This is a genomic window from Stenotrophomonas sp. 62841_Sma (genome assembly GCF_056482945.1).
In genome coordinates this window covers 196,475-214,937 of the sequence record NZ_CM151224.1, presented here as the reverse complement: position 1 = coordinate 214,937, position 18,463 = coordinate 196,475, and the positions used below count along the sequence as shown (strand labels likewise).

The window sequence follows — 18,463 nt, the reverse complement described above, 5'->3', positions numbered from 1 at the left end:
CGGCCGGCTCAGACCGTACCGCGGGTCTTGCCGATCCAGGGCCGGTAGAACTCGCGGATGGCGGCCATGTCGGCGGCGTCATCGCCGGTCGGCGTGAACAGCGGGCCGATGCCGATAGTCTTCTCCGGGTAGTGGAAATACGCGGCCAGGATCGGCACGTCGGCCATCCGCGCGATCTTCAGGAAGCCGGCCTTCCAGTCCTTCACGGCCTTGCGGGTGCCCTCGGGCGTGATGGCAAACCACATCTTCTCGTTGTTGCGCAGCAGGTCCACGGCCTGGCCGACGGTGCCCTGCGGCGAGCTGCGGTCCAGCGGGATCACACCCAGCTTGTGCAGCAGCGGGCCGAGCGGCCACCAGAACAGCGATGCCTTGCCCAGCACCTTCACCTTCATGCCCAGCGCGATCTTCGCGGCCATGCCCCACAGGCCATCCCAGTTGGACGAATGCGGGGCGATGATGAAGACCAGCCTGGGGATGTCGGGCAGGGTACCGGTCACCTTCCAGCCGCCCATGCGCAGGGTGCAGCGCGCCAGCCAGCGCAGGAAGGCGTTGGGTTTGACCTGCGGCATCTGCGGCGGCACGGCCGGCAGCAACGAAGTCGGGTTGTTCAAGCAATCACTCCCAGTCACGTGATGAGCGCCCGCGCTTGATCTGCGCGCGCCCGCGTTTGGCGTCCAGACGACGCAGTTTCGACCCGAGGGTCGGCTTGGTGGCCTTGCGCGGCTTGGGCACGCTCAGCCCGGCCTGGATGAAGGCCGCCAGCCGATCGCGCGCATCCTCGCGATTGCGATCCTGGGTCCGGAAACGTTGCGCGTCGATGACCAGCACGCCTTCGCCGGTCATGCGCCGGTCACGCCGCGCCAGCAGGCGCGCGCGCAACGGTTCGGGCAACGAGGGCGAGTTGGCCACATCGAAACGTAGTTCCACCGCGGTGGAGACTTTGTTGACGTTCTGGCCACCGGCGCCACTGGCACGCACGAACCGCTCGACGATCTCGCCGTCGGGGATTTCAAGCTGCGCGCTGATGGTGACCGGTCCACTGCCCATCCGCGCATTGTAGCGGCAGCCACGCACCGGAGTGCGGCATCGCGCCCCGTATGCCGCCGATCAGGTACCGAACACGCCGCCTTCGCCTTGGCTGCGGGTATGCTGGCCGTCCCATGTACTGCAGGAAGCCCGCATGACCCGCACCGCACCCGCCCTGCCGTCCCTGCTGCGCCGCGCCGCCCTGCTGCTGGCGCTGGCCGTGGCCAGCGTTCCGGCCCTGGCCGCGCCGCCGACCGATGGCGACATCAACCGCCTGCTGTCGGCGTCACGCGCGCAGAGCATGATCGACACCATGCTGCCGCAGATCGAGGCGATGCAGCAGCAGCAGTTCCAGCAGGTAGCCGCACAGCGCCAGCTCAATGCCCAGCAGCAGGAACAGCTGAAGCGGATCCAGGCGCGGACCAGCCAGACCCTGCGCCAGGCCCTGTCCTGGCAGCAGCTGCGGCCGATGTACGTGGACCTGTACAAAAAGACCTTCAGCAAGGAAGACGTGCTGGCGATGGCCGAGTTCTACGAGAGCGCGGCCGGCCAGAGCCTGCTGGACAAGACCCCGGCGCTGATGCAGAACGTGATGGTGGCGATCCAGGCGCGCATGCAGCCGCTGTTTGCGGACCTGCAGAAGGATCTGGAAGCGATCGTCAACGAGCCGGAAAAGAAATGAGGTAGTGCCGGCCGCTGGCCGGCTCCCCATTACATCTGGAATCACGCAGATGCCGGCCAGTGGCCGGCACTACCGTCAATCGGTATCCACCTGCCAACCGAACAGGTCCAGCGCCTTCTGGAACCCGCCGTCCAACGGCGCACGCACGTCCACCGTGCCACCGTCCGGATGCGGGAAGCGCAGGCGCTCGGCGTGCAGCAGCATGCGGTGCACGCCCTGCATGCGGAAGATGCGGTTGTGGCGGCCATCGCCGTGGCTGGTGTCGCCGATCATGTGATGCGAGAGGTGCTTGAGGTGCCGGCGGATCTGCCGGAAGCGTCCGGTCTGCGGCTGGCAGCGCAGCAGTGCGTAGCGCGAGCTGGTGAATTCACCGACCGGCACCGACAGCTCGCCGGTGGCCAGGCGCTGGAAGTCGGTGATCGCCGGCTTTTTCACCGGCTTGCCCGGGCCGCCGTCCAGATCATGATCGACCTGCCAGGTGAGCTCGGCCGGCCAGCCCCGGCAGACCGTCAGGTAGTCCTTCAGCACTTCGCCGCCCATCAGTGCCTTGCCCAGCGCGCTGGCGGTGTCGCGGTCGAAGGCCAGCAGCAGGCAGCCGCTGGTGGCCCGGTCCAGGCGATGCACGAGGAAGATCGGGCGGCCCAGCTGCTCGCGCAGGCGGTCGGCCAGGAAGTCGTCTTCGCCACGGGCCAGCTTGCTGTCGTGGACCATCAGCCCGGCAGGCTTGTTGACCACGGCCAGGCGCTCATCCAGGTGCAGCAGCTGCAGGGGCGCGGTGTCGGTCTCGACCGCGGCGAGGGTATCGGGTTCGGTGCTCACGGCAGGATTATCGGGGCTGGGCACTGAATGGGGTAGAGCCGACCGCTGGCCGGCTGCCTCCGGGCAATCGGATGGCTGCGGTTGCCGGCCAGCGGCCGGCAACCGCGTGCCAACCAAGGTTGGCACCTACCTGTAGAGCGGTCAGGCGCTGCGCACGGCCAACAGCTCGCCGTTGCCCACCGGCACCAGGCTGGTGCTGAAGTCCGGATCAGCGTCCAGCAGCACGCGCAGCGGTTGCATCTCTTCCGCATGCGAGGTGGCGTTGTCCACCACCAGCAGGCCACCCGGGCGCAGCACGCGACGCAGCTGCGGCCACCAGCCGGCGTACTGCCCGCGGTCCGAATCGAGGAACAGCAGGTCGATGCAGGCATCGGCGGCCTGCGCCAGCCAGAGCCCGGCATCGCCATGGACCAGGCTGATGCGATCACCCAGGCCACTCCGTGCAAACGTGGCTCGCGCCATCGCCACCTTGTCGTCGGCGTACTCCAGCGTGGTCACGTGGCCGTCGATGGCTGTGGCTGCCTCGGCCAGCCACAGCGTGGAATAGCCGTTGGACGTACCGATTTCCAGCACCCGGCGAGCGTTGCCGAAGCGCACCAGCACCGACAGGAATTCACCGGTGTCGGGCGTGATGTTGAGCATGCGTCGGCCGCGCTCGCTTTCGCGTGCGTCGTTGTCGGCGCCGAAGCGGATCAGTTCGTCCTTGAGTGCCTGCAGCATGGGGCCTACTTCCACCACGCGCGCAGCAGCGCCACTGCGCCGAGCGCACCGGACAGCCAGCTCCACGCCGGCACGTCGCCCCAGTACCAGCCCGGCGGCTGCAGCACATACATCAGTGCAGCGATGGCCAGCAGGCCGACACCGGTGATCGCGCCGACCGCATGCTTCTGCAGGCGCTGCACGCTGGCATCCAGTGCGGCCAGGTCGCGCGAACGCATCGACAGTTCGTGGCGGCCTTCCACCTGCTGGGTCAGCCAGGCGTGCACCAGGCGCGGCATGTCCGGCGCATGGGTCATGATTTCCGGCAGGCGCTTGCCGATCTCGCGTACCACCCGGCGCGGGCTGTAACGCTCGCGCAGGATCTTCGCCAGCACCGGCTTGGCCACCGCCCAGATGTCGATCTGCGGGTCGAGCTGGCGGCCGACGCCTTCGATGTTCAGCAGGGTCTTCTGCAGCAGGATCAGCTGCGGCTGCAGGGTCAGCTGGTAACGCTGGGCCACGCGGAACAGCTTCATCAGCACTTCGGCCAGCGAGATCTGCGACAGCGGCCGGGTGAAGTACGGCTCGCACACCGAACGCACGGCGGCCTCGAGGTCATCGATGCGCACGTTGTCCGGCATCCAGCGCGCCTGCACGTGCAGTTCGGCGATGCGGCGGTAATCGCGGTTGAAGATGGCCATGAAGTTCTCGGCCAGGTAGTACTGATCTTCCTGCGAGAGCTGGCCCATGATGCCGAAGTCCAGCGCGATGAAACGCGGGTTGGCGCGGCGCACCGGATCGGTGTCGACCCAGATGTTGCCGGCGTGCGCATCGGCGTGGAAGAAGTTGTCGCGGAACACCTGGGTGTAGAACACCCGCACGCCCTTGGCGGCCAGCGCCTTGCGGTCGATGCCGGCCTTGTCCAGTGCGGCGATGTCATCGGACGGGATGCCCCACACGCGTTCCAGGGTCAGTGCCCGCTCGGCGGTGTGGCTCCAGATCACTTCCGGCACGTACAGATCGTCGCTGTTTTCCCAGAAGCGGCGCAGCACGCTGGCATTGGCGCCTTCGCGCTGCAGGTCCAGCTCGGCAGCCAGAGTGTTCTCGACTTCGGCCACCACTTCGCGCGGGCGGATCTTGTCGGCGCGCGGGTGGGTGCGCTCGACCAGGGCAGCCAGCGAATTGAGCAACGCGATATCGGCGTCGATCTGCTTCTCGATGCCCGGGCGCAGCACCTTGACCACCACCTGGCGGCCATCGGCCAGCGTGGCTGCGTGCACCTGCGCGATCGAGGCCGAGGCCAGCGGTTCGGTATCGAAGCTGGCGAAGGCCTCGCTGACCGGCAGGCCCAGCGCTTCCTCGACGATGCGACGCGCGGTCTCACCATCGAACGGCTTGACCCGGTCCTGCAGCAGGGTCAGTTCATTGGCCACATCCGGCGGCACCAGGTCGCGGCGGGTGGACAGGATCTGGCCGAACTTGACGAAGATCGGGCCCAGATCCTGCAGCGCCAGACGCAGGCGTGCACCGCGCGACTGAGCGGCGATGTCGGCCGAGGCGCGCGGCACGAACGGCTTGGCCAGGCGCAACCAGCGCTCGGCCGGGGTGCCCTGCAGGAGGTCGTCGAGGCGGTAACGCAGGATCACCCGGCCGATGCGGCTGGCGCGCAGCACGGCCTTCATGCGGCACCCCGCAGGCGCTGCACGCGTGCACCGAGACGTTCGACGTCATCGCGCAGCACGTCCACATCGTCGTGGAAGGCATCCAGCTCGGCGCGCGGCACCACGTCACGCGATTCCTCGGTGATGAACTCGGCGGCGCTGTGGGCCAGGTCGATCGCGCCCTGGCGCGCATGCTGCAGGGCGCTGCGCAGGGTGTTGGCTACCTGCACGCCCAGCACGTCGCCGAACACGCTGACGAACGGTTGCTGCCAGTCCGGGTCGAAGCCCTTGGCGAGCTGCTGCAGGCGACGCGCCAGTTCGGCATCACCGGCCACGCGCACGCGACCCTTGCCGTTGTTGTCGCCGCGCCGTGCGTTGGCCAGCAGCGGCAGCTGCGCCAGCACGCCGGCCAGGCTGCTGCGCACGGCCAGGTCGGCTTCCTGCGCGTCCACCGGGCCGACCCGCAGTGCATCACCGTCGACGCTGATGCGCATGGCCAGCGACGGCGCTTCCAGGGTCAGGTCGATGTGCCGGCCGTCGAGGCTGGCCAGTGCATGGCGGGTATCCGGATCCAGCGCCAGCGCGCGGTTCAGGGCGATCTGCAGGGCGCGGCCAGCGACCGGCTTGAGGGACTTGAGCAGGGAGAGAGCCATGTGCGCATTCTACCTGCGTGGGTGGGGGGCTTGGGCCGGGCTGCCGCCCGGCACCCGCAGATGCAACGGCAACAGCCGAAGCAACAGCGACAGCGGCATTCCGTGGGTTGGCGGGGTGGGGCCGGTTGCGGGGGCCGCTGCAAGTCCCCCTCCGGGGCCCGGCCCAGCCGCTGGCGGCTGTGCGTTCGGGCGCTTGCGAAGCAGTGCTTCGCAAGCAAAGCGCCCTCACCCATGTAAGCTCGGTCGCCGCATGCTCGTGTGCGCTGTCCTGCGCACACGGCAAGACCGGGGTTGGGCGTCCTGCCCAACCCGCCCGAGGCATGCCTCGGGCCCATGCGGCTCACGCCCCCGCAACCGGACCCACCCCGCCTTCGACAGGTTCCTGCGATCTGTCAGGCTATCCGGGGTCGGATCCCGTTGCTGCGCAACGGGCTCTGACCCCAATGCTGATGGCATCTCGCGTTGGTGGATGCCGACCTTGGTCGGCGCTGGATTTCCGGGGGTGCCAACCAGGGTTGGCCGCTACTCGAGCCGACCGTCAGGCGGTTCATCTGTGCCTCACGCGGAGGGCCGATGAAGGTTCATGCTATGAGGCCACGCAACGCACAGGACATTGCAACACCATGGCACGGACCCGGGTCGGCATCATCTTCGGGGGCAAGTCCTCCGAGCACGAAGTTTCGCTGCAGTCGGCGAAGAACATCCTCGATGCGCTTGATCGCGAGCGCTTCGAGCCGGTGCTGGTCGGTATCGACAAGCAGGGCCAGTGGCATCTGAGCCAGCCGGATACCTTCCTGATCAATGCCGATGATCCGTCGCGCATCGCGCTGCATCGGTCCGGTACGTCGCTGGCGGTGCGCCCGGGTGTGGAACAGGCACAGCTGCAGCCCTCCGATGCGGCCAGTGTGCTGGGGCAGATCGATGTGGTGCTGCCGATCGTGCACGGGCCGCTGGGCGAGGACGGTGCGCTGCAGGGGCTGCTGCGCATGGCGAACCTGCCCTTCGTCGGTTCGCCGGTGCTGGGCTCGGCGGTGGCGATGGACAAGGACGTGACCAAGCGCCTGTTGCGCGACGCTGGCCTGCAGGTGGCGCCGTGGCTGTGCATCCGGCGTCACCAGGCCGCTGACGTCGATGTCGATGCGGTGATCGCGCAGCTCGGCCTGCCGTTGTTCGTGAAGCCGGCCAACCAGGGTTCGTCGGTGGGTGTGAGCAAGGTCAAGGATGCGGCGGGCTTCGCCGAGGCGCTGGCATTGGCGCTGCGCTACGACCACAAGGTGCTGGTGGAATCGGCGGTGGTCGGCCGTGAGATCGAGTGCGCGGTGCTGGGCAACGAACTGCCGCAGGCCAGCCTGTGCGGCGAGGTGGTGGTACACGACGAGTTCTACGCCTACGACACCAAGTACATCAACGAGGATGGCGCCGAGGTGGTCGTGCCGGCGGATATCGATGCTGCAACCCAGGCGCGTATCCAGCAGATCGCGCTGCGGGCCTACCAGGCGCTGGAGTGTGCGGGCATGGCGCGCGTGGATGTGTTCCTCACCGCAGACGGCGAGATCGTCATCAACGAGGTCAACACGCTGCCGGGCTTCACCCGCATCAGCATGTACCCGAAGCTGTGGGGCGCCAGCGGTGTGGATTACACCACGCTGATCACGCGCCTGATCGAACTGGCGCTGGAGCGCCATGAAGCCGATCGCGGATTGCACAGCGCCGTGTAGAGGCGCTCTGTGTTTCTGTAGAGTCGAGCCATGTTCGACTCTACAAAAGGCGTGCCAACCAAGGTAGGCACCTACCAGACGATGGCGTGCCGACCAAGGTGGGCACCTACCAGACGATGGCGTGCCGACCAAGGTGGGCACCTACCAGACGATGGCGTGCCGACCAACGGTCGGCACCCACCGGAAAGAACAGTGCCGGCCAGCGGCCGGCACTACCCAGCGGTCTTCTAGCCGCGCTTGCGGAACATCGAAATCACTGCCAGTACCAGGAACACAACGAACAGGATCCAGGCGATGTTGCTGGCGGCACCGGCGATGCCGGAGAAGCCGAGCACGGCGGCGATGATGGCGATGACGAAAAAGATGACGGCGTAATGCAGCATGGCGCTCCTCGCAGATGTCCGGGCCGTTGGATGGCGTGGGTCCATCCTCCCGATCTGGCGGTGTGCAACCAGTGATGGCGACCTATGCGGCAGATGAAGCCTTCAGTCTGCGCAGCCCTTCCTCGATGCTGACCTGCGGCACGTAGCCGAAGTCACGGCGCGCCGGCTCCATGCTGTACCAGTGCGGCGTGCACAGCTGCTCGGCCAGGAAGCGGGTCAGCGGCGGCTCGCCACGCAGGCGCAGCAGCGGCCACAGCCGCTCGCAGACCGCACCGATGCGATAAGCGGTCTTGAAGCTGATCGCCTTGTCCACCGTTGGTGCACCCACCGCGGACAACAGCTTGTTGACCAGCTCGCGCATGGGCAGCGGTTCGCCGTTGGAAATGAAGTAGGCCTTGCCCGCACAAGCCGCGCCCGGCGCCAATGCCTCGAAAGCGAGGAAGTGCGCGAGCGCGGCATTGTCGATGTAAGTGGTATCCACCTTGTTGTTGCCATCGCCCACCAGACGCAGGCGGCCCTGCCGCGCACGTTCGGCCAGGCGCGGCACCAGCTGCTGGTCGCCCGGGCCCCAGATCAGGCGCGGGCGCAGCGCCACCGTCGCCAACGAGGCGTCATTGGCCGCCAGCACGCGCTGTTCGGCGATCGCCTTGGTCGCCGCATACGGTGCCTGGAAGTCCTCGCCGTACGGCACCTCATCAGCCCCCAGGCCTTCCACCGGGTGGGTCGCGCGGTGGGTCACGCTGGGCGTGGAGGTGTAGACCAGCCGGCTGATGCCGTGCGCGCGGCAGGCGGCGATCACGTTGTCGGTGCCGACCACGTTGGCCTGGTGGTAGCTGTCATAGCTGCCCCAGGCGCCGGCCTTGGCGCCGTTATGGAACACCGCATCGACGCCGGCCACCGCGTGCAGCACCGCCTGCGCATCGGCCAGATCGCCACGGATCTGGCCCACGCCCATGGCCTGCAGTTCCGGGTAGTGGCTGCGGTTGAACGCCAGCACCTGGTGGCCACGTTCGACCAGCCCACGGCACAGCGCCTGGCCAAGGAAACCACCACCACCGGTGACCAGGATCTTCATGCGCGCTTCTCCAGTTCGGCGCTGGCCCAGACGGCGAGCTTCTCGCGGCCGATCTTGGCGTTGTGACGGATATCGACGGGGAACGCGGGGTGCATCAGTACGTGCTGCAGGTTCGCCTCGGGCAATCGCAGGGTGCCCTGGGCGCGCAGCGCCTCGCGCAAGGCCGGGCTGTCGCTCTGGCCACGCTGCAGTTCCACGCACAGCACCGGCACCTGCGCACCCGCCGGGCCAACGCCAACCAGTGCCGTGCGCGCCACGCCCGGCACGGTGTTGAACACCGGCTCCACCTGTTCGGTGTACAGCGGCCCCTGTGCGGTTTCCACGCGATGGGTCTTGCGGCCGCAGAACCACAGGCGGCCCTGCGCATCGAAGTAGCCCACGTCACCCATGCGATGCACCACGCGCGTGCTGCCATCGGCCAGCGTCTCGCGGATCTTCGCCGCCGCGGTGGCCTGCGGGCGGTTGAAGTAACTGTCGGTAGCGGTCGGTCCGGCCACGGTGATCTCGCCCACCTCGCCGGTGGCCAGCACGCGCGCCTGCGACCAGTCGGCCAACGGTGCGTCATCGATGGCGATGATGCGCACCTCATTCGGTTCAACCACGCTGCCCACGCAGGTACCGGCACCGGCCTCGGTGGCGGCACGGGTGCGCTCCAGCTCGCGGCCTTCCACCACCGCCACCGGCAGGCACTCGGTGGCGCCGTACGGGGTCCAGAACTGCGCATCGGCCGGCAACAGGCTGCGGATGGTGGCGACCACATCCGGCGGCACCGGCGCACCGGCCGAGGTCACCCGGGTCACCGTCGGCAACGGCCGGCCGTGACGGGCCAGCACCCGCATCAGCGCAGGCGAGCCAAACAGCTGGGTCACGCCGAAGCGCTGGATGGCGTCATGCAGGCGTGCCGGGTCGGCCTGTGCCGGCCGGGTCGGGTCCATGTCCGGAATCACCGAGGTCAGGCCCAGCGCAGGGTCGAACAGCGCGAACGGCGGGAAGGTCGGCAGGTCCACGCCGCCCGCTTCCATGCCGAAGGCACTGCCCAGCAGCTGGATCTGGCCGACGAAATGGCGGTGGCGGTAGACCACGCCCTTGGGCACACCGGTGGAGCCGCTGGTGAACAGGATCGCGGCCATGTCCTCGCCATCGGTGGCAGCCAGCATCGGCCCACCGTTGGCACCGGCGCGCTCCAGCGCAGCCAGCGTGGTCCCACCCCAGCCGAGGCGGCGGCCGACGGTGACCAGGCGGGTCGCCGAGGGCGCCCAGCGCAGCACCAACCGCGCCACGTGTGCCAGCGGAATGCCGATGAAGGCCTCCGGCTGCGCCTCGTCCAGGCACTGCTTCAGTGCGCGTTTGTCGATGCCCGGGTCGACCAGCACCGGCACCGCGCCCAGTTTGAACAGGGCAAACATCAACAGGAAGAACTCCGGCGACGGCCGCACCATCACCACCGTGCGCACCCCGCGGCCGATCCCGTAGCCGGCCAGGCCAGTCGCCATGGCGTCGCTGCGGGCGTCCAGCTGGCGGTAATCCAGGGTCACGTCGTAGGCGGCCATGCCGTTGCCGGCGCCACGGCGGCCCGGGCAGCGGATGGCGATCTGGTCTGGCCGTTCACGCGCCAGTTCAGGCAAACGGGCGGCAATATTGCAGGGTCGGTTCATCCGTTCATTGTCGCCGCTTACGGAATTTCTTGCGCGGCGGCCAACTTCGTGGAAAATCCGCACCCTCGTTCCTGATTCCGACTGCCGCCCGAGGCGGCTTGCCCATGCAACATCCCTGCATGACCTGCGGCGCCTGCTGCACCCAATACCGCGTGGCCTTCCACTGGATGGAATCAGACGAGGTCACCCCCGGCGGCGTACCGCACCAGCTGACCGAGGTGCTGGACCCGCATCGCCTGTGCATGCGCGGCACCCACTCCAAGCCGGTGCGCTGCGTGGCGCTGGATGCGCAGATCGGCGTGTATTCACGCTGCACGATCCACCCCAACCGGCCCAGCGTGTGCCGTGAGGTGGATGCATCGTGGGAGTACGGCAAGGCCAGCCCGCAGTGCGACAAAGCGCGCATCGCCTACGGCCTGGATCCGTTGACCCTGGCCGACTGGCGCTGGCGCGACGAAGCGGGCAACGACGACGACCACCCGGACGACAACGGCAACAGCCCGTCACCGCAGGCGCCGATCGCGGCGTAGTGGTAGTGCCGGCCGCTGGCCGGCAAGCGCGCTATGCGCGCCGGGTTCATGAGGTTGCCGGCCAGCGGCCGGCACTACCGGGATCCGCCCCGGGAACCGATCAGATCGGGTTCTTGTCCAGGAACGCGCGGATTTCCGGCACCAGAACTTCATGCTTGTCTTCCAGCACGTAATGCCCGGCATCCTCGAAGGCATGCACCTGGGCCTGCGGTAGCGCGGCCTGGAAGCCCTTCAGGAAGTGGTGGTCGAACACGAAGTCGCGCAGGCCCCAGCCGAGGAAGGCCGGGCGGTCGGCGAACGACGGCAGCGCTTTGCCGGCACGCTCCAGCAGCGACCAGGCCTTGTCGGCCGGCGACAGCGGGATGTCCTGCATGAAACGGATGGTGCTGATGCGGTTGGCGTAGTTGTTGTACGGCAACACGTAGGCGCGGCGCACATCGGCCGGCATCTTCCGCTCCACACCCAGCCACGAGGCACCGGACGAGAACGCGTTGAAGGTGCGGATGATCCACTCGCCGATCTTCCAGTGGCGGCCCAGCGCGATCTGCCACGGCATCGTCTTCGCGGCCGGCATCGGGAACGCGGCGGTGTTGAGCACCACCAGGCGCTTCACCTGGTCGTGGTGCGACAGCGCCCAGCCGAAGCCGATCATGCCGCCCCAGTCGTGCACGGCCAGGGTCACCGGACCGGTGATGCCCAGGTGCTTCAGCAGCGCATCAAGGTCGTCCACGCGCGACTGCAGCGTGTACTCGTAGCGGCTGTCATCGGGTTTGTCCGACAGGCCCATGCCGATGTGGTCCGGCACGATGCAGCGGTACGTGTCCGACAGGCCGGCCACCAGCGTGCGCCAGTAATAGCTCCACGACGGGTTGCCGTGCACCATCACCACCACTTCGCCATCGCGCGGGCCTTCGTCGAGATAGTTCATCGACAGGCCGGGGCGGACCTCGAAGCGCTGCGGGTGGGCGGGGTAACCGGGAAGCTGGGACATCGAATCGCACCTGTAGAAAGGGCCGGTAGAACCGGCCCCTGGACACTTGGAAAAATCATCGCTGCCCATCGTGCAGCAGGTCAGCGGTGACTTTGTTACCAGACCACTTCAGCCATCGAGCAGTTCAGGCCCGAGCCAATGCCCAGAAGCGCGATGCGATCGCCCTTCTTCAGCTTGCCCAGCTGCTTGAGCTTGCTCAGCACGATCGGCACCGAGGCCGGGCCGATGTTGCCGTGCTCGCCGAAGATGGTCATGACCTTCTTCGGGTCGATGCCGAAGTTCTTGATGAACGCAGCAGTGTGCGGCTGGCTGACCTGGTGGATCACGAACTGGTCCAGCTCTTCCACGGCCCAGCCCAAGGCGATCTTGGCGGCGGTGAAGGTCTTCTGCGCCAGCTTGATGCCTTCGATCAGCAGCAGTCGGGTATCGGTGACCATGCGGTCCAGGTTGCCCAGGCACAGCTGGTTCCACTCGGTGGCCGAGCGGGTCACGCCACCCTTGTAGCGCGGCGCATCCGGCACCAGTTCCGAGCGCGCCATCACCATCGCGGCGGCGCCCGAACCCGTGGTCAGGGCGGCCAGCTCGTTGCGGAAATCGTCGGCGGTGACGTCCGGGGCGGTCATGCGCTCCAGGGTCTTCTCGTACACCAGGTTGGCGGTCTCGCCATCCACCACCAGCGCGTAGTCGATGTCGCCGCGCTCGATCATGCGCGCCGCGATATCCATGCCGTTGATGAAGGCCAGGCAGGCATTGGCGACGTCGAAGGTCATGCACTCGTCGCTGACGCCGAGGTTGCCCGACACGATGGAGGCCGTGGACGGCTCCAGGTAGTCGCGGCTGACCGAGGTGTTGACCAGCAGGCCAACCTGCGTTGCATCGATGCCCGCGTCTTCCAGCGCCTTGCGGCCGGCCATGGTGGCGGCATCGGACGCAAGCACGCCGTTGTCCCACAGGCGGCGGGCATGGATGCCGGCGATATCGCCGAGCACGTCGGTGCGGATACCGAGGCGATCCAACGTCGGCTGCAGCCGCTCGTTGATTTCCTTGGTCGTCAGCGTGTGCGGCGCATCAACGTGTGCCAGGCCGGCGATCGAGACATTCTTGAAGAGCATCGAGGTTAGCGCCAAGGCTCAGGCAAAAGGGGGCGCTATTCTATAACCCCCGGGGCCTTCACCGCATCTTTACGAATTCAGGCTTGGCCGTATGGTGAAGCGTTCAGCGCGGCGGGCACTGGAAAGCGGCGAAGCGCTGGCTGCCATCGGCCGGAGCGGCGGCGGCCTGCACGGCATTGGCACCGGCGCTCGGGGCCTCGTTGCGGGCCAGGGTTTCCAGCTCTTCCTGCACACGCAGCGGGTTGCGGTTGTAGAAGCCGACCTTGCTCTTCACGGTGACCACCACCTCGCCCTTGGCGATGCAGCCAGCGGGAACCGGGCCTGCCGGCAGCACGCGGGTCGCCTTGCCGGCCGGTTCGATCGGCACCCAGGTACAGGCGGTGACGGTGAGCAGCAGGGAGGAAAGCAGCAGAACGCGCATGGGCAGATCCTGGAAGGGTATGGGGGGATTCTGCCTGAACAGCCTGAATCGGGGGTAGCCGGTGGGTGGGTGGGGTCAGATCCCCCGCAGGGGGTCCTTGACCCCGCCTTCGGGTCACGGAGTTGCCGGCCAGCGGCCGGCACTACCACGACAAGGTTGCCGGCCAGCGGCCGGCACTACCACGGCAAGGTTGCCGGCCAGCGGCCGGCACTACCGGAGGAGCCGGCCCGCCCCATGGCGGGCCGGGTAGTGCCTTACTTCTTGACCGGATTGCCTTCGGCATCGATCACCGTCACCTCGCCCAGGTTCAGCGCGCGCACGGCCGCTTCGGTCTGCTTGAGGTCACCCACCACCACCCAGGTCAGCGCCTGCGGCTTGATCTCGGCGGCGGCCTGCTGCACCTGTGCCGGGGTCATCGCCTCGATCTCGGCCTTGCGGCGCAGCACGTAGTCATCCGGGCGCTTGAACTGCACGATCGAACCGATGGTCGACGCCACCGCGCTGGCGGTCTCATAGGCACCGGGCAGGCTCAGGGTCTGGATGTTGCGGATGCGGTTGACCTCGGCGGCGGTGGCCGGCTTGCTGCCGTCGGCGAACGCGGCGATTTCCTTGCGCATTTCCGCCATCGCCGGGCCGGTCTTGTCGATCTGCACCGGCGCGCTGGCCATCCACGGGCGCTGGCCCACCGAATTGATCGCGCTGCTGCGCGCACCGTACGACCAGTGCTTGTCCTCACGCAGGTTCATGTTCAGGCGCGAGGTGAAGTCGCCACCGATCACGCCGTTGGCAATATCGAAGCGGGTCGAGCTGGTGGCGCTGGACGGCGCGACCACCTGGCCGGCGAACAGGTTGGCCTGCACCGCGCCCGGCTGGTCGATCAGGAACACACGCGGGCCCTTCGGCAATGCGACGTCGGTGGCCGCCTTCACCTGCGGGGCATCGCCGGCAGCCTTCCAGTCGCCCAGCTGCTTGTCCAGCAGCGGCACGATTTCCGCCAGCGTGGTATCACCGACCACGATCAGGGTGCCGTTCTGCGGGCGCAGCCAGTCGTGGTGGAAATCAACCAGATCTTCGCGGGTCAGGCCGCTGATCGCCGCCTCATCGCCACTGCCGGTGAACGGAATGGCATACGGGTGGCCCTTGCCATACAGCAGTGGCGGCAGCACGCGCATCGCCACCGCACCCGGGTTGACCTTCTCCTGCTGGATGCCGGCGATCCAGGTCGCCTTGACCCGGTCGATCTCACCCTGCTCGAAGCGCGGCTCGCGCAGCAGGTCGCGGTACAGCGCCAGCGACGGTGCCAGGTTTTCCTTCAGTGCCGACAGGTCCACGCTCATCGAGTCCAGGCCGGCCGAGGCATCCAGGCTGGCGCCCAGCGCATCGGCAGCATCGGCGAAGGCCAGCGAGCCGAGCTTGCCGGCGCCTTCGGTCATCAGGCTCATGGTGAAGTTGGCGGTGCCCGGCTTGCGGCCCTGGTCGGCGCTGAAGCCGCCCGGGAACTGGTAGCTGAACTGCACCACCGGAATCTCATGGCGTTCGGCCAGGATCACCTGGGTGCCGTTCTTCAGCGTGGCGCGCTGCAGCGCCGGGAACTTCAGCTGCGGGAACTCGCGGGTCTGCGGCACGCCGGCCTTGCGGTCGACCTGCTCCGGCAGGGTGCTGTACTTGGGGTCCACCGCGGGAACGTTGAACGGCTTCGGCGCCTGGCTCGGGTCTTCCTTCAGCGCCACACGCTCACCCGGTGCGATCACCAGGGTGTGGCTGCCCTTGTCCAGCCACTGCGCGCCCAGCCGGCTCAGATCAGCAGCACTGGCCTTCTCGATGTTGGCCAGCGAGGTGCGGAAGCAGCCCGGGTCGCCGGTGAACACCGCGCACTCGGCCAGTGCGTCGGCCTTGCCACCGAAGCCGCCGATGCGCTCGATGCCGCGGATGAAGCCGGCGCGGGCACCGGTCTTGGCGCGCTCCAGCTCGGCCGCGGTGGGGCCCTGCTTGATCAGGCGGTCCAGTTCCTCGTCGATGATCTTCTCGACCTTGGCCGGGTCCTGGCCCTGCTTGACCGTCGCCATGATCACGAAGTTCGAACCCAGCTGCGAGGTCGAAAGGCCCGAGGCGATGCTGTCCACCAGCTTGTCCTGGTGCTGCAGGCGCTGGCTCAGGCGCGAGGACTTGGCACCGCCCAGGACCTGCGCGAACAGCTGCAGCTGATCGACATCGGTGGTGCCGACCTGCGGCACGTTCCAGGCGCGGTAGATGCGCGCCTGCGGCACCTTGTCGGTCATCGTCTCGCGCGTGTCGGCGTTGCGCTTGGCCACGTTCACTGCCGGCTGCGCCATGGTCGGGCCGGCCGGGATGCTGCCGAAGTACTTGCCGACCTTTTCCTTGGCAGTGGCCAGGTCGATGTCGCCGGCCAGCACCAGCACCGCGTTGTTCGGGCCGTACCAGGTGCGGAACCAGGTCTTCACGTCATCCAGCGACGCCGCGTTCAGATCGTTCATCGAACCGATCACGCCGTGGTGATACGGGTGGCCTACCGGGTACAGCGCCTTGTTGAGCTGGTCCCAGGCCTGACCGTAGGGCTGGTTCTCGCCCTGGCGCTTCTCGTTCTGCACCACGCCACGCTGCTCGTCCAGCGCCGCCTGGTCGATCGCACCGACCAGATGGCCCATGCGGTCCGACTCCATCCACAGCGCCATGTCCAGCGCGGTGGTGGGCACGTTCTCGAAGTAGTTGGTGCGGTCGGTATTGGTGGTGCCGTTCTGGTTGGTGGCACCGACCTGCTTGAACGGTTCGAAGAATTCGCCGTCGTGGTTTTCGCTGCCCTGGAACATCAGGTGTTCGAACAGGTGCGCGAAGCCGGTACGGCCGGCCGGTTCGTCCTTGCTGCCCACGTGGTACCAGACGTTGACGGCGACGATCGGCGCCTTGCGATCGGTATGCACGATCACGCGCAGGCCGTTGGGCAGGGTGAACTGCTCATACGGGATATCGACCTTGGCCGGTGCTGCCGGCTTGGCCGCCAGCGCATGGGAAGGCACAAGCGTGCCCAGGGCGGTGCTGAGGGCGACGGCCAGCAGTGCAGCGCGCGGGCGAAGGGCGAGAGACATATCCGGATCCTTGGTCACATAGGTGAACCCCGATCCTAGCCTGCGCACGCAGCGGCAGGAATCGGCCAGCAGTCACTGGGGGTGTTTGCCCCTGTGCCCCATCCGCAGCGCCGATCTGCGCTGCCTGACCGGTCACAAGCGCCCGCCAGGACCGTCCGGACAGTGTCCGCAGCACATCGAATGGACAGGTGTCCGCCTACCGGACACTTCTCGACCAAACAAAAACTCTTGCAAATCAACAACTAAAAGTTGGCACGGGGATTGCTTGGTACTTCCTGCGCCAGGAAGGGCTTCAGATGAAAGCTGACTGAAGACTGAACAAATGCAGGAAACCGAAAATTTTCCTTGCAAGCCCAGAATTGGTGTACTACCTTACTACCACACCACTGATCACCAACACTAAACAGGCCCCGTCATGAACGCCAAGACCATTGCCATCGCCATCGCCCTGATCGCCGGCACCGCGGTTGTTTCGTCGGTGCAGGCCTCCGAATCCATCCAGACCCTGGCCACCGTGCAGGTCCGCCCGGCCGCCGACCAGCTGGCCCAGCAGGCCTGGGAACAGGCCAGCGGCATCCCGACCCTGGCCACCGTGGAAGTGCGCCCGAGCGCCGACCAGCTGGCCGAGCGCAACGGCTACGTTGCCGCCCCGGTTGCTGCCGCGATGCCGATCACCACCCTGGCCTCGGTGGAAGTGCGCCCGAGCCTGGAACAGCGCGTCGCCCTGGCCGCCGAAATGGAAGCCCAGCGCTACGCCGCCACCCTGGCTGCCGCCGCCACCAACGTCGCCAACTCGGTCATCGTCAACCTGCCGGCCCTGCAGGTGCGCCCGAGCGCCGCCGACCTGCAGGCCCTGGCCACCGAAACCGCCCAGGTCCTGCTGCGCCCGTAAGCGGTGCCGCCCTGCCCAGCGCAGGGCGTGCGCCGTAAAGGCGGCGGTCGTCGCAGGTACACTGCGCCGATGAATGCCGCGCCCCAGTTCCATGTGATCCTGTTCCAACCGGAAATCCCGCCCAACACGGGCAATGTGATCCGGCTCTGCGCCAACACCGGCGCGCAGCTGCACCTGGTCGAGCCGCTCGGCTTCGCACTGGAAGACAAGCAGCTCAAGCGCGCCGGCCTGGACTACCACGAATACTCGCGCCTGCAGGTGCACCCCGACCTGGACACCGCGCTGGCGCGGATCGCACCGAAGCGGTTGTTCGCACTGAGTACCCGGGCCAGCGTGCGCTACGACAGCGTGGCCTTTGAAGATGGCGATGCCTTCCTGTTCGGCCCGGAAAGCCGCGGCCTGCCGCAGGACGTGCTCGATGCATTGCCCGATGGCCGCCGCCTGCGCCTGCCGATGCGGCCGGACAACCGCAGCCTCAATCTTTCCAACACCGTTGCGGTGGTGATGTACGAAGCGTGGCGGCAGCACGGGTTTGCTGGCGGCGCGTAAACCGCCTCAGGTGGGTGCGGACCCACTTCTGGTGGGTGCGGACCCTGGTCCGCACCGATGCCTGGTCGCGCGCTGAAGGAATGTGCCAACCAAGGTTGGCACCTACCAAAGGCAGGTCCAGGCCGCCGCCGAGAACCTCTGATGGCTGTGGATCGCTTCTGGTGGGTGCGGACCTTGGTCCGCACCGATGCCCGGTCGCGCGCTGAAGGAATGTGCCAACCAAGGTTGGCACCTACCAAAGGCAGGTCCAGGCAGGCGCCGAGAACCTCTGATGGCTGTGGATCGCTTCTGGTGGGTGCGGACCTTGGTCCGCACCGATGCCCGGTCGCGCGCTGAAGGAATGTGCCAACCAAGGTTGGCACCTACCAAAGGCAGGTCCAGGCCGCCGCCGAGAACCTCTGATGGCTGTGGATCGCTTCTGGTGGGTGCGGACCCTGGTCCGCACTGATGCCCGGTCGCGCGCTGAAGGAATGTGCCAACCAAGGTTGGCACC

Annotated in this window: 18 protein-coding genes; 5 read left to right on the top strand and 13 right to left on the bottom strand. The window is 67.4% G+C overall.

Annotated features, from left to right (window positions below; genetic code table 11):
- Positions 1-8 precede the first annotated feature (8 nt).
- Positions 9-569, bottom strand: a complete 561-nt coding sequence (locus tag ACZK5G_RS00950; RefSeq protein WP_223276957.1) for a lysophospholipid acyltransferase family protein — start codon at positions 567-569, stop codon at positions 9-11.
- Positions 570-615: 46 nt separating this feature from the next.
- Positions 616-1,047: an alternative ribosome rescue aminoacyl-tRNA hydrolase ArfB gene (gene arfB / locus ACZK5G_RS00945; protein ID WP_032130467.1), complete on the bottom strand. Its 432-nt coding sequence runs from the start codon at positions 1,045-1,047 to the stop codon at positions 616-618.
- A gap of 133 nt (positions 1,048-1,180) precedes the next feature.
- Between arfB and ACZK5G_RS00940 the strand changes: the two genes are divergently transcribed.
- Positions 1,181-1,708, top strand: a complete 528-nt coding sequence (locus ACZK5G_RS00940) for a DUF2059 domain-containing protein (RefSeq protein WP_010487093.1) — start codon at positions 1,181-1,183, stop codon at positions 1,706-1,708.
- 75 nt (positions 1,709-1,783) lie between these two features.
- Here ACZK5G_RS00940 and ACZK5G_RS00935 read toward each other — a convergent pair whose 3' ends face one another.
- The 4 genes from ACZK5G_RS00935 to ACZK5G_RS00920 form a co-directional block, all read right to left on the bottom strand.
- Complete coding sequence (locus ACZK5G_RS00935; RefSeq protein ID WP_430544502.1) at positions 1,784-2,551, bottom strand: pseudouridine synthase; 768 nt, start codon at positions 2,549-2,551, stop codon at positions 1,784-1,786.
- 117 nt (positions 2,552-2,668) lie between these two features.
- Positions 2,669-3,247 (bottom strand): O-methyltransferase, encoded by a 579-nt coding sequence (locus ACZK5G_RS00930; RefSeq protein WP_132808784.1) that lies wholly within the window; start codon positions 3,245-3,247, stop codon positions 2,669-2,671.
- Between the two features lie 5 nt (positions 3,248-3,252).
- Complete coding sequence (gene ubiB, locus ACZK5G_RS00925) at positions 3,253-4,908, bottom strand: ubiquinone biosynthesis regulatory protein kinase UbiB (RefSeq protein ID WP_329893759.1); 1,656 nt, start codon at positions 4,906-4,908, stop codon at positions 3,253-3,255.
- Positions 4,905-5,540: a ubiquinone biosynthesis accessory factor UbiJ gene (locus ACZK5G_RS00920; RefSeq protein WP_032130462.1), complete on the bottom strand. Its 636-nt coding sequence runs from the start codon at positions 5,538-5,540 to the stop codon at positions 4,905-4,907. Before ACZK5G_RS00920 ends, ubiB begins: the two co-directional genes overlap by 4 nt.
- A 623-nt stretch (positions 5,541-6,163) precedes the next feature.
- On the opposite strand from ACZK5G_RS00920, the gene ddlA reads away from it, so the two are divergent.
- Positions 6,164-7,258, top strand: a complete 1,095-nt coding sequence (ddlA, locus tag ACZK5G_RS00915) for a D-alanine--D-alanine ligase (RefSeq protein ID WP_478465004.1) — start codon at positions 6,164-6,166, stop codon at positions 7,256-7,258.
- A gap of 227 nt (positions 7,259-7,485) precedes the next feature.
- Here the strand turns inward: ddlA and ACZK5G_RS00910 are convergent, their stop codons facing one another.
- The 3 genes from ACZK5G_RS00910 to oleC form a co-directional block, all read right to left on the bottom strand.
- Positions 7,486-7,641: a DUF1328 domain-containing protein gene (locus ACZK5G_RS00910; RefSeq protein WP_004153593.1), complete on the bottom strand. Its 156-nt coding sequence runs from the start codon at positions 7,639-7,641 to the stop codon at positions 7,486-7,488.
- A gap of 82 nt (positions 7,642-7,723) precedes the next feature.
- The gene (oleD, locus tag ACZK5G_RS00905) at positions 7,724-8,716 is read right to left on the bottom strand and encodes a 2-alkyl-3-oxoalkanoate reductase (RefSeq protein ID WP_032130147.1); all 993 of its coding nucleotides are present in this window, start codon (positions 8,714-8,716) and stop codon (positions 7,724-7,726) included.
- Positions 8,713-10,371, bottom strand: a complete 1,659-nt coding sequence (gene oleC, locus ACZK5G_RS00900) for an olefin beta-lactone synthetase (protein ID WP_478465002.1) — start codon at positions 10,369-10,371, stop codon at positions 8,713-8,715. The genes oleD and oleC overlap by 4 nt, the downstream gene beginning before the upstream one ends.
- Before the next feature lie 104 nt (positions 10,372-10,475).
- Between oleC and ACZK5G_RS00895 the strand changes: the two genes are divergently transcribed.
- Positions 10,476-10,901, top strand: a complete 426-nt coding sequence (locus ACZK5G_RS00895) for a YkgJ family cysteine cluster protein (protein ID WP_004135417.1) — start codon at positions 10,476-10,478, stop codon at positions 10,899-10,901.
- Positions 10,902-11,001: 100 nt separating this feature from the next.
- Here the strand turns inward: ACZK5G_RS00895 and ACZK5G_RS00890 are convergent, their stop codons facing one another.
- The 4 genes from ACZK5G_RS00890 to ACZK5G_RS00875 all read right to left on the bottom strand — a co-directional run bounded on the left by ACZK5G_RS00890 (position 11,002) and on the right by ACZK5G_RS00875 (position 16,529).
- Positions 11,002-11,892 carry an alpha/beta fold hydrolase gene (locus ACZK5G_RS00890; protein WP_478465000.1) on the bottom strand — a complete coding sequence of 297 codons (891 nt, stop codon included), beginning with the start codon at positions 11,890-11,892 and terminating at the stop codon, positions 11,002-11,004.
- 95 nt (positions 11,893-11,987) lie between these two features.
- Positions 11,988-13,004, bottom strand: a complete 1,017-nt coding sequence (locus ACZK5G_RS00885) for a 3-oxoacyl-ACP synthase III (RefSeq protein ID WP_014035559.1) — start codon at positions 13,002-13,004, stop codon at positions 11,988-11,990.
- A 103-nt stretch (positions 13,005-13,107) separates the two neighbouring features.
- Positions 13,108-13,425, bottom strand: coding sequence for a DUF4156 domain-containing protein (locus ACZK5G_RS00880; RefSeq protein ID WP_005407628.1), 318 nt, complete (start codon positions 13,423-13,425; stop codon positions 13,108-13,110).
- A 254-nt stretch (positions 13,426-13,679) separates the two neighbouring features.
- A complete protein-coding gene (locus ACZK5G_RS00875) occupies positions 13,680-16,529 on the bottom strand; it encodes a M16 family metallopeptidase (protein WP_032130144.1) in 2,850 nt (949 codons plus the stop codon).
- A 415-nt stretch (positions 16,530-16,944) separates the two neighbouring features.
- Between ACZK5G_RS00875 and ACZK5G_RS00870 the strand changes: the two genes are divergently transcribed.
- Together ACZK5G_RS00870 and ACZK5G_RS00865 are read left to right on the top strand one after the other, a co-directional pair.
- Complete coding sequence (locus ACZK5G_RS00870; protein ID WP_032130143.1) at positions 16,945-17,421, top strand: XAC0231 family protein; 477 nt, start codon at positions 16,945-16,947, stop codon at positions 17,419-17,421.
- A gap of 69 nt (positions 17,422-17,490) precedes the next feature.
- The gene (locus ACZK5G_RS00865) at positions 17,491-17,970 is read left to right on the top strand and encodes a tRNA (cytidine(34)-2'-O)-methyltransferase (protein WP_005407625.1); all 480 of its coding nucleotides are present in this window, start codon (positions 17,491-17,493) and stop codon (positions 17,968-17,970) included.
- Positions 17,971-18,463 lie beyond the last annotated feature (493 nt).

Coding starts and splice junctions, on each gene's coding strand:
- ACZK5G_RS00950 (WP_223276957.1), bottom strand. CDS start 569: ATGCCGCAGGTCAAACCCAACGCCTTCCTGCGCTGGCTGGCGCGCTGC.
- arfB (WP_032130467.1), bottom strand. CDS start 1,047: ATGGGCAGTGGACCGGTCACCATCAGCGCGCAGCTTGAAATCCCCGAC.
- ACZK5G_RS00940 (WP_010487093.1), top strand. CDS start 1,181: ATGACCCGCACCGCACCCGCCCTGCCGTCCCTGCTGCGCCGCGCCGCC.
- ACZK5G_RS00930 (WP_132808784.1), bottom strand. CDS start 3,247: ATGCTGCAGGCACTCAAGGACGAACTGATCCGCTTCGGCGCCGACAAC.
- ubiB (WP_329893759.1), bottom strand. CDS start 4,908: ATGAAGGCCGTGCTGCGCGCCAGCCGCATCGGCCGGGTGATCCTGCGT.
- ACZK5G_RS00920 (WP_032130462.1), bottom strand. CDS start 5,540: ATGGCTCTCTCCCTGCTCAAGTCCCTCAAGCCGGTCGCTGGCCGCGCC.
- ddlA (WP_478465004.1), top strand. CDS start 6,164: ATGGCACGGACCCGGGTCGGCATCATCTTCGGGGGCAAGTCCTCCGAG.
- ACZK5G_RS00910 (WP_004153593.1), bottom strand. CDS start 7,641: ATGCTGCATTACGCCGTCATCTTTTTCGTCATCGCCATCATCGCCGCC.
- oleD (WP_032130147.1), bottom strand. CDS start 8,716: ATGAAGATCCTGGTCACCGGTGGTGGTGGTTTCCTTGGCCAGGCGCTG.
- oleC (WP_478465002.1), bottom strand. CDS start 10,371: ATGAACCGACCCTGCAATATTGCCGCCCGTTTGCCTGAACTGGCGCGT.
- ACZK5G_RS00895 (WP_004135417.1), top strand. CDS start 10,476: ATGCAACATCCCTGCATGACCTGCGGCGCCTGCTGCACCCAATACCGC.
- ACZK5G_RS00890 (WP_478465000.1), bottom strand. CDS start 11,892: ATGTCCCAGCTTCCCGGTTACCCCGCCCACCCGCAGCGCTTCGAGGTC.
- ACZK5G_RS00885 (WP_014035559.1), bottom strand. CDS start 13,004: ATGCTCTTCAAGAATGTCTCGATCGCCGGCCTGGCACACGTTGATGCG.
- ACZK5G_RS00880 (WP_005407628.1), bottom strand. CDS start 13,425: ATGCGCGTTCTGCTGCTTTCCTCCCTGCTGCTCACCGTCACCGCCTGT.
- ACZK5G_RS00875 (WP_032130144.1), bottom strand. CDS start 16,529: ATGTCTCTCGCCCTTCGCCCGCGCGCTGCACTGCTGGCCGTCGCCCTC.
- ACZK5G_RS00870 (WP_032130143.1), top strand. CDS start 16,945: ATGAACGCCAAGACCATTGCCATCGCCATCGCCCTGATCGCCGGCACC.
- ACZK5G_RS00865 (WP_005407625.1), top strand. CDS start 17,491: ATGAATGCCGCGCCCCAGTTCCATGTGATCCTGTTCCAACCGGAAATC.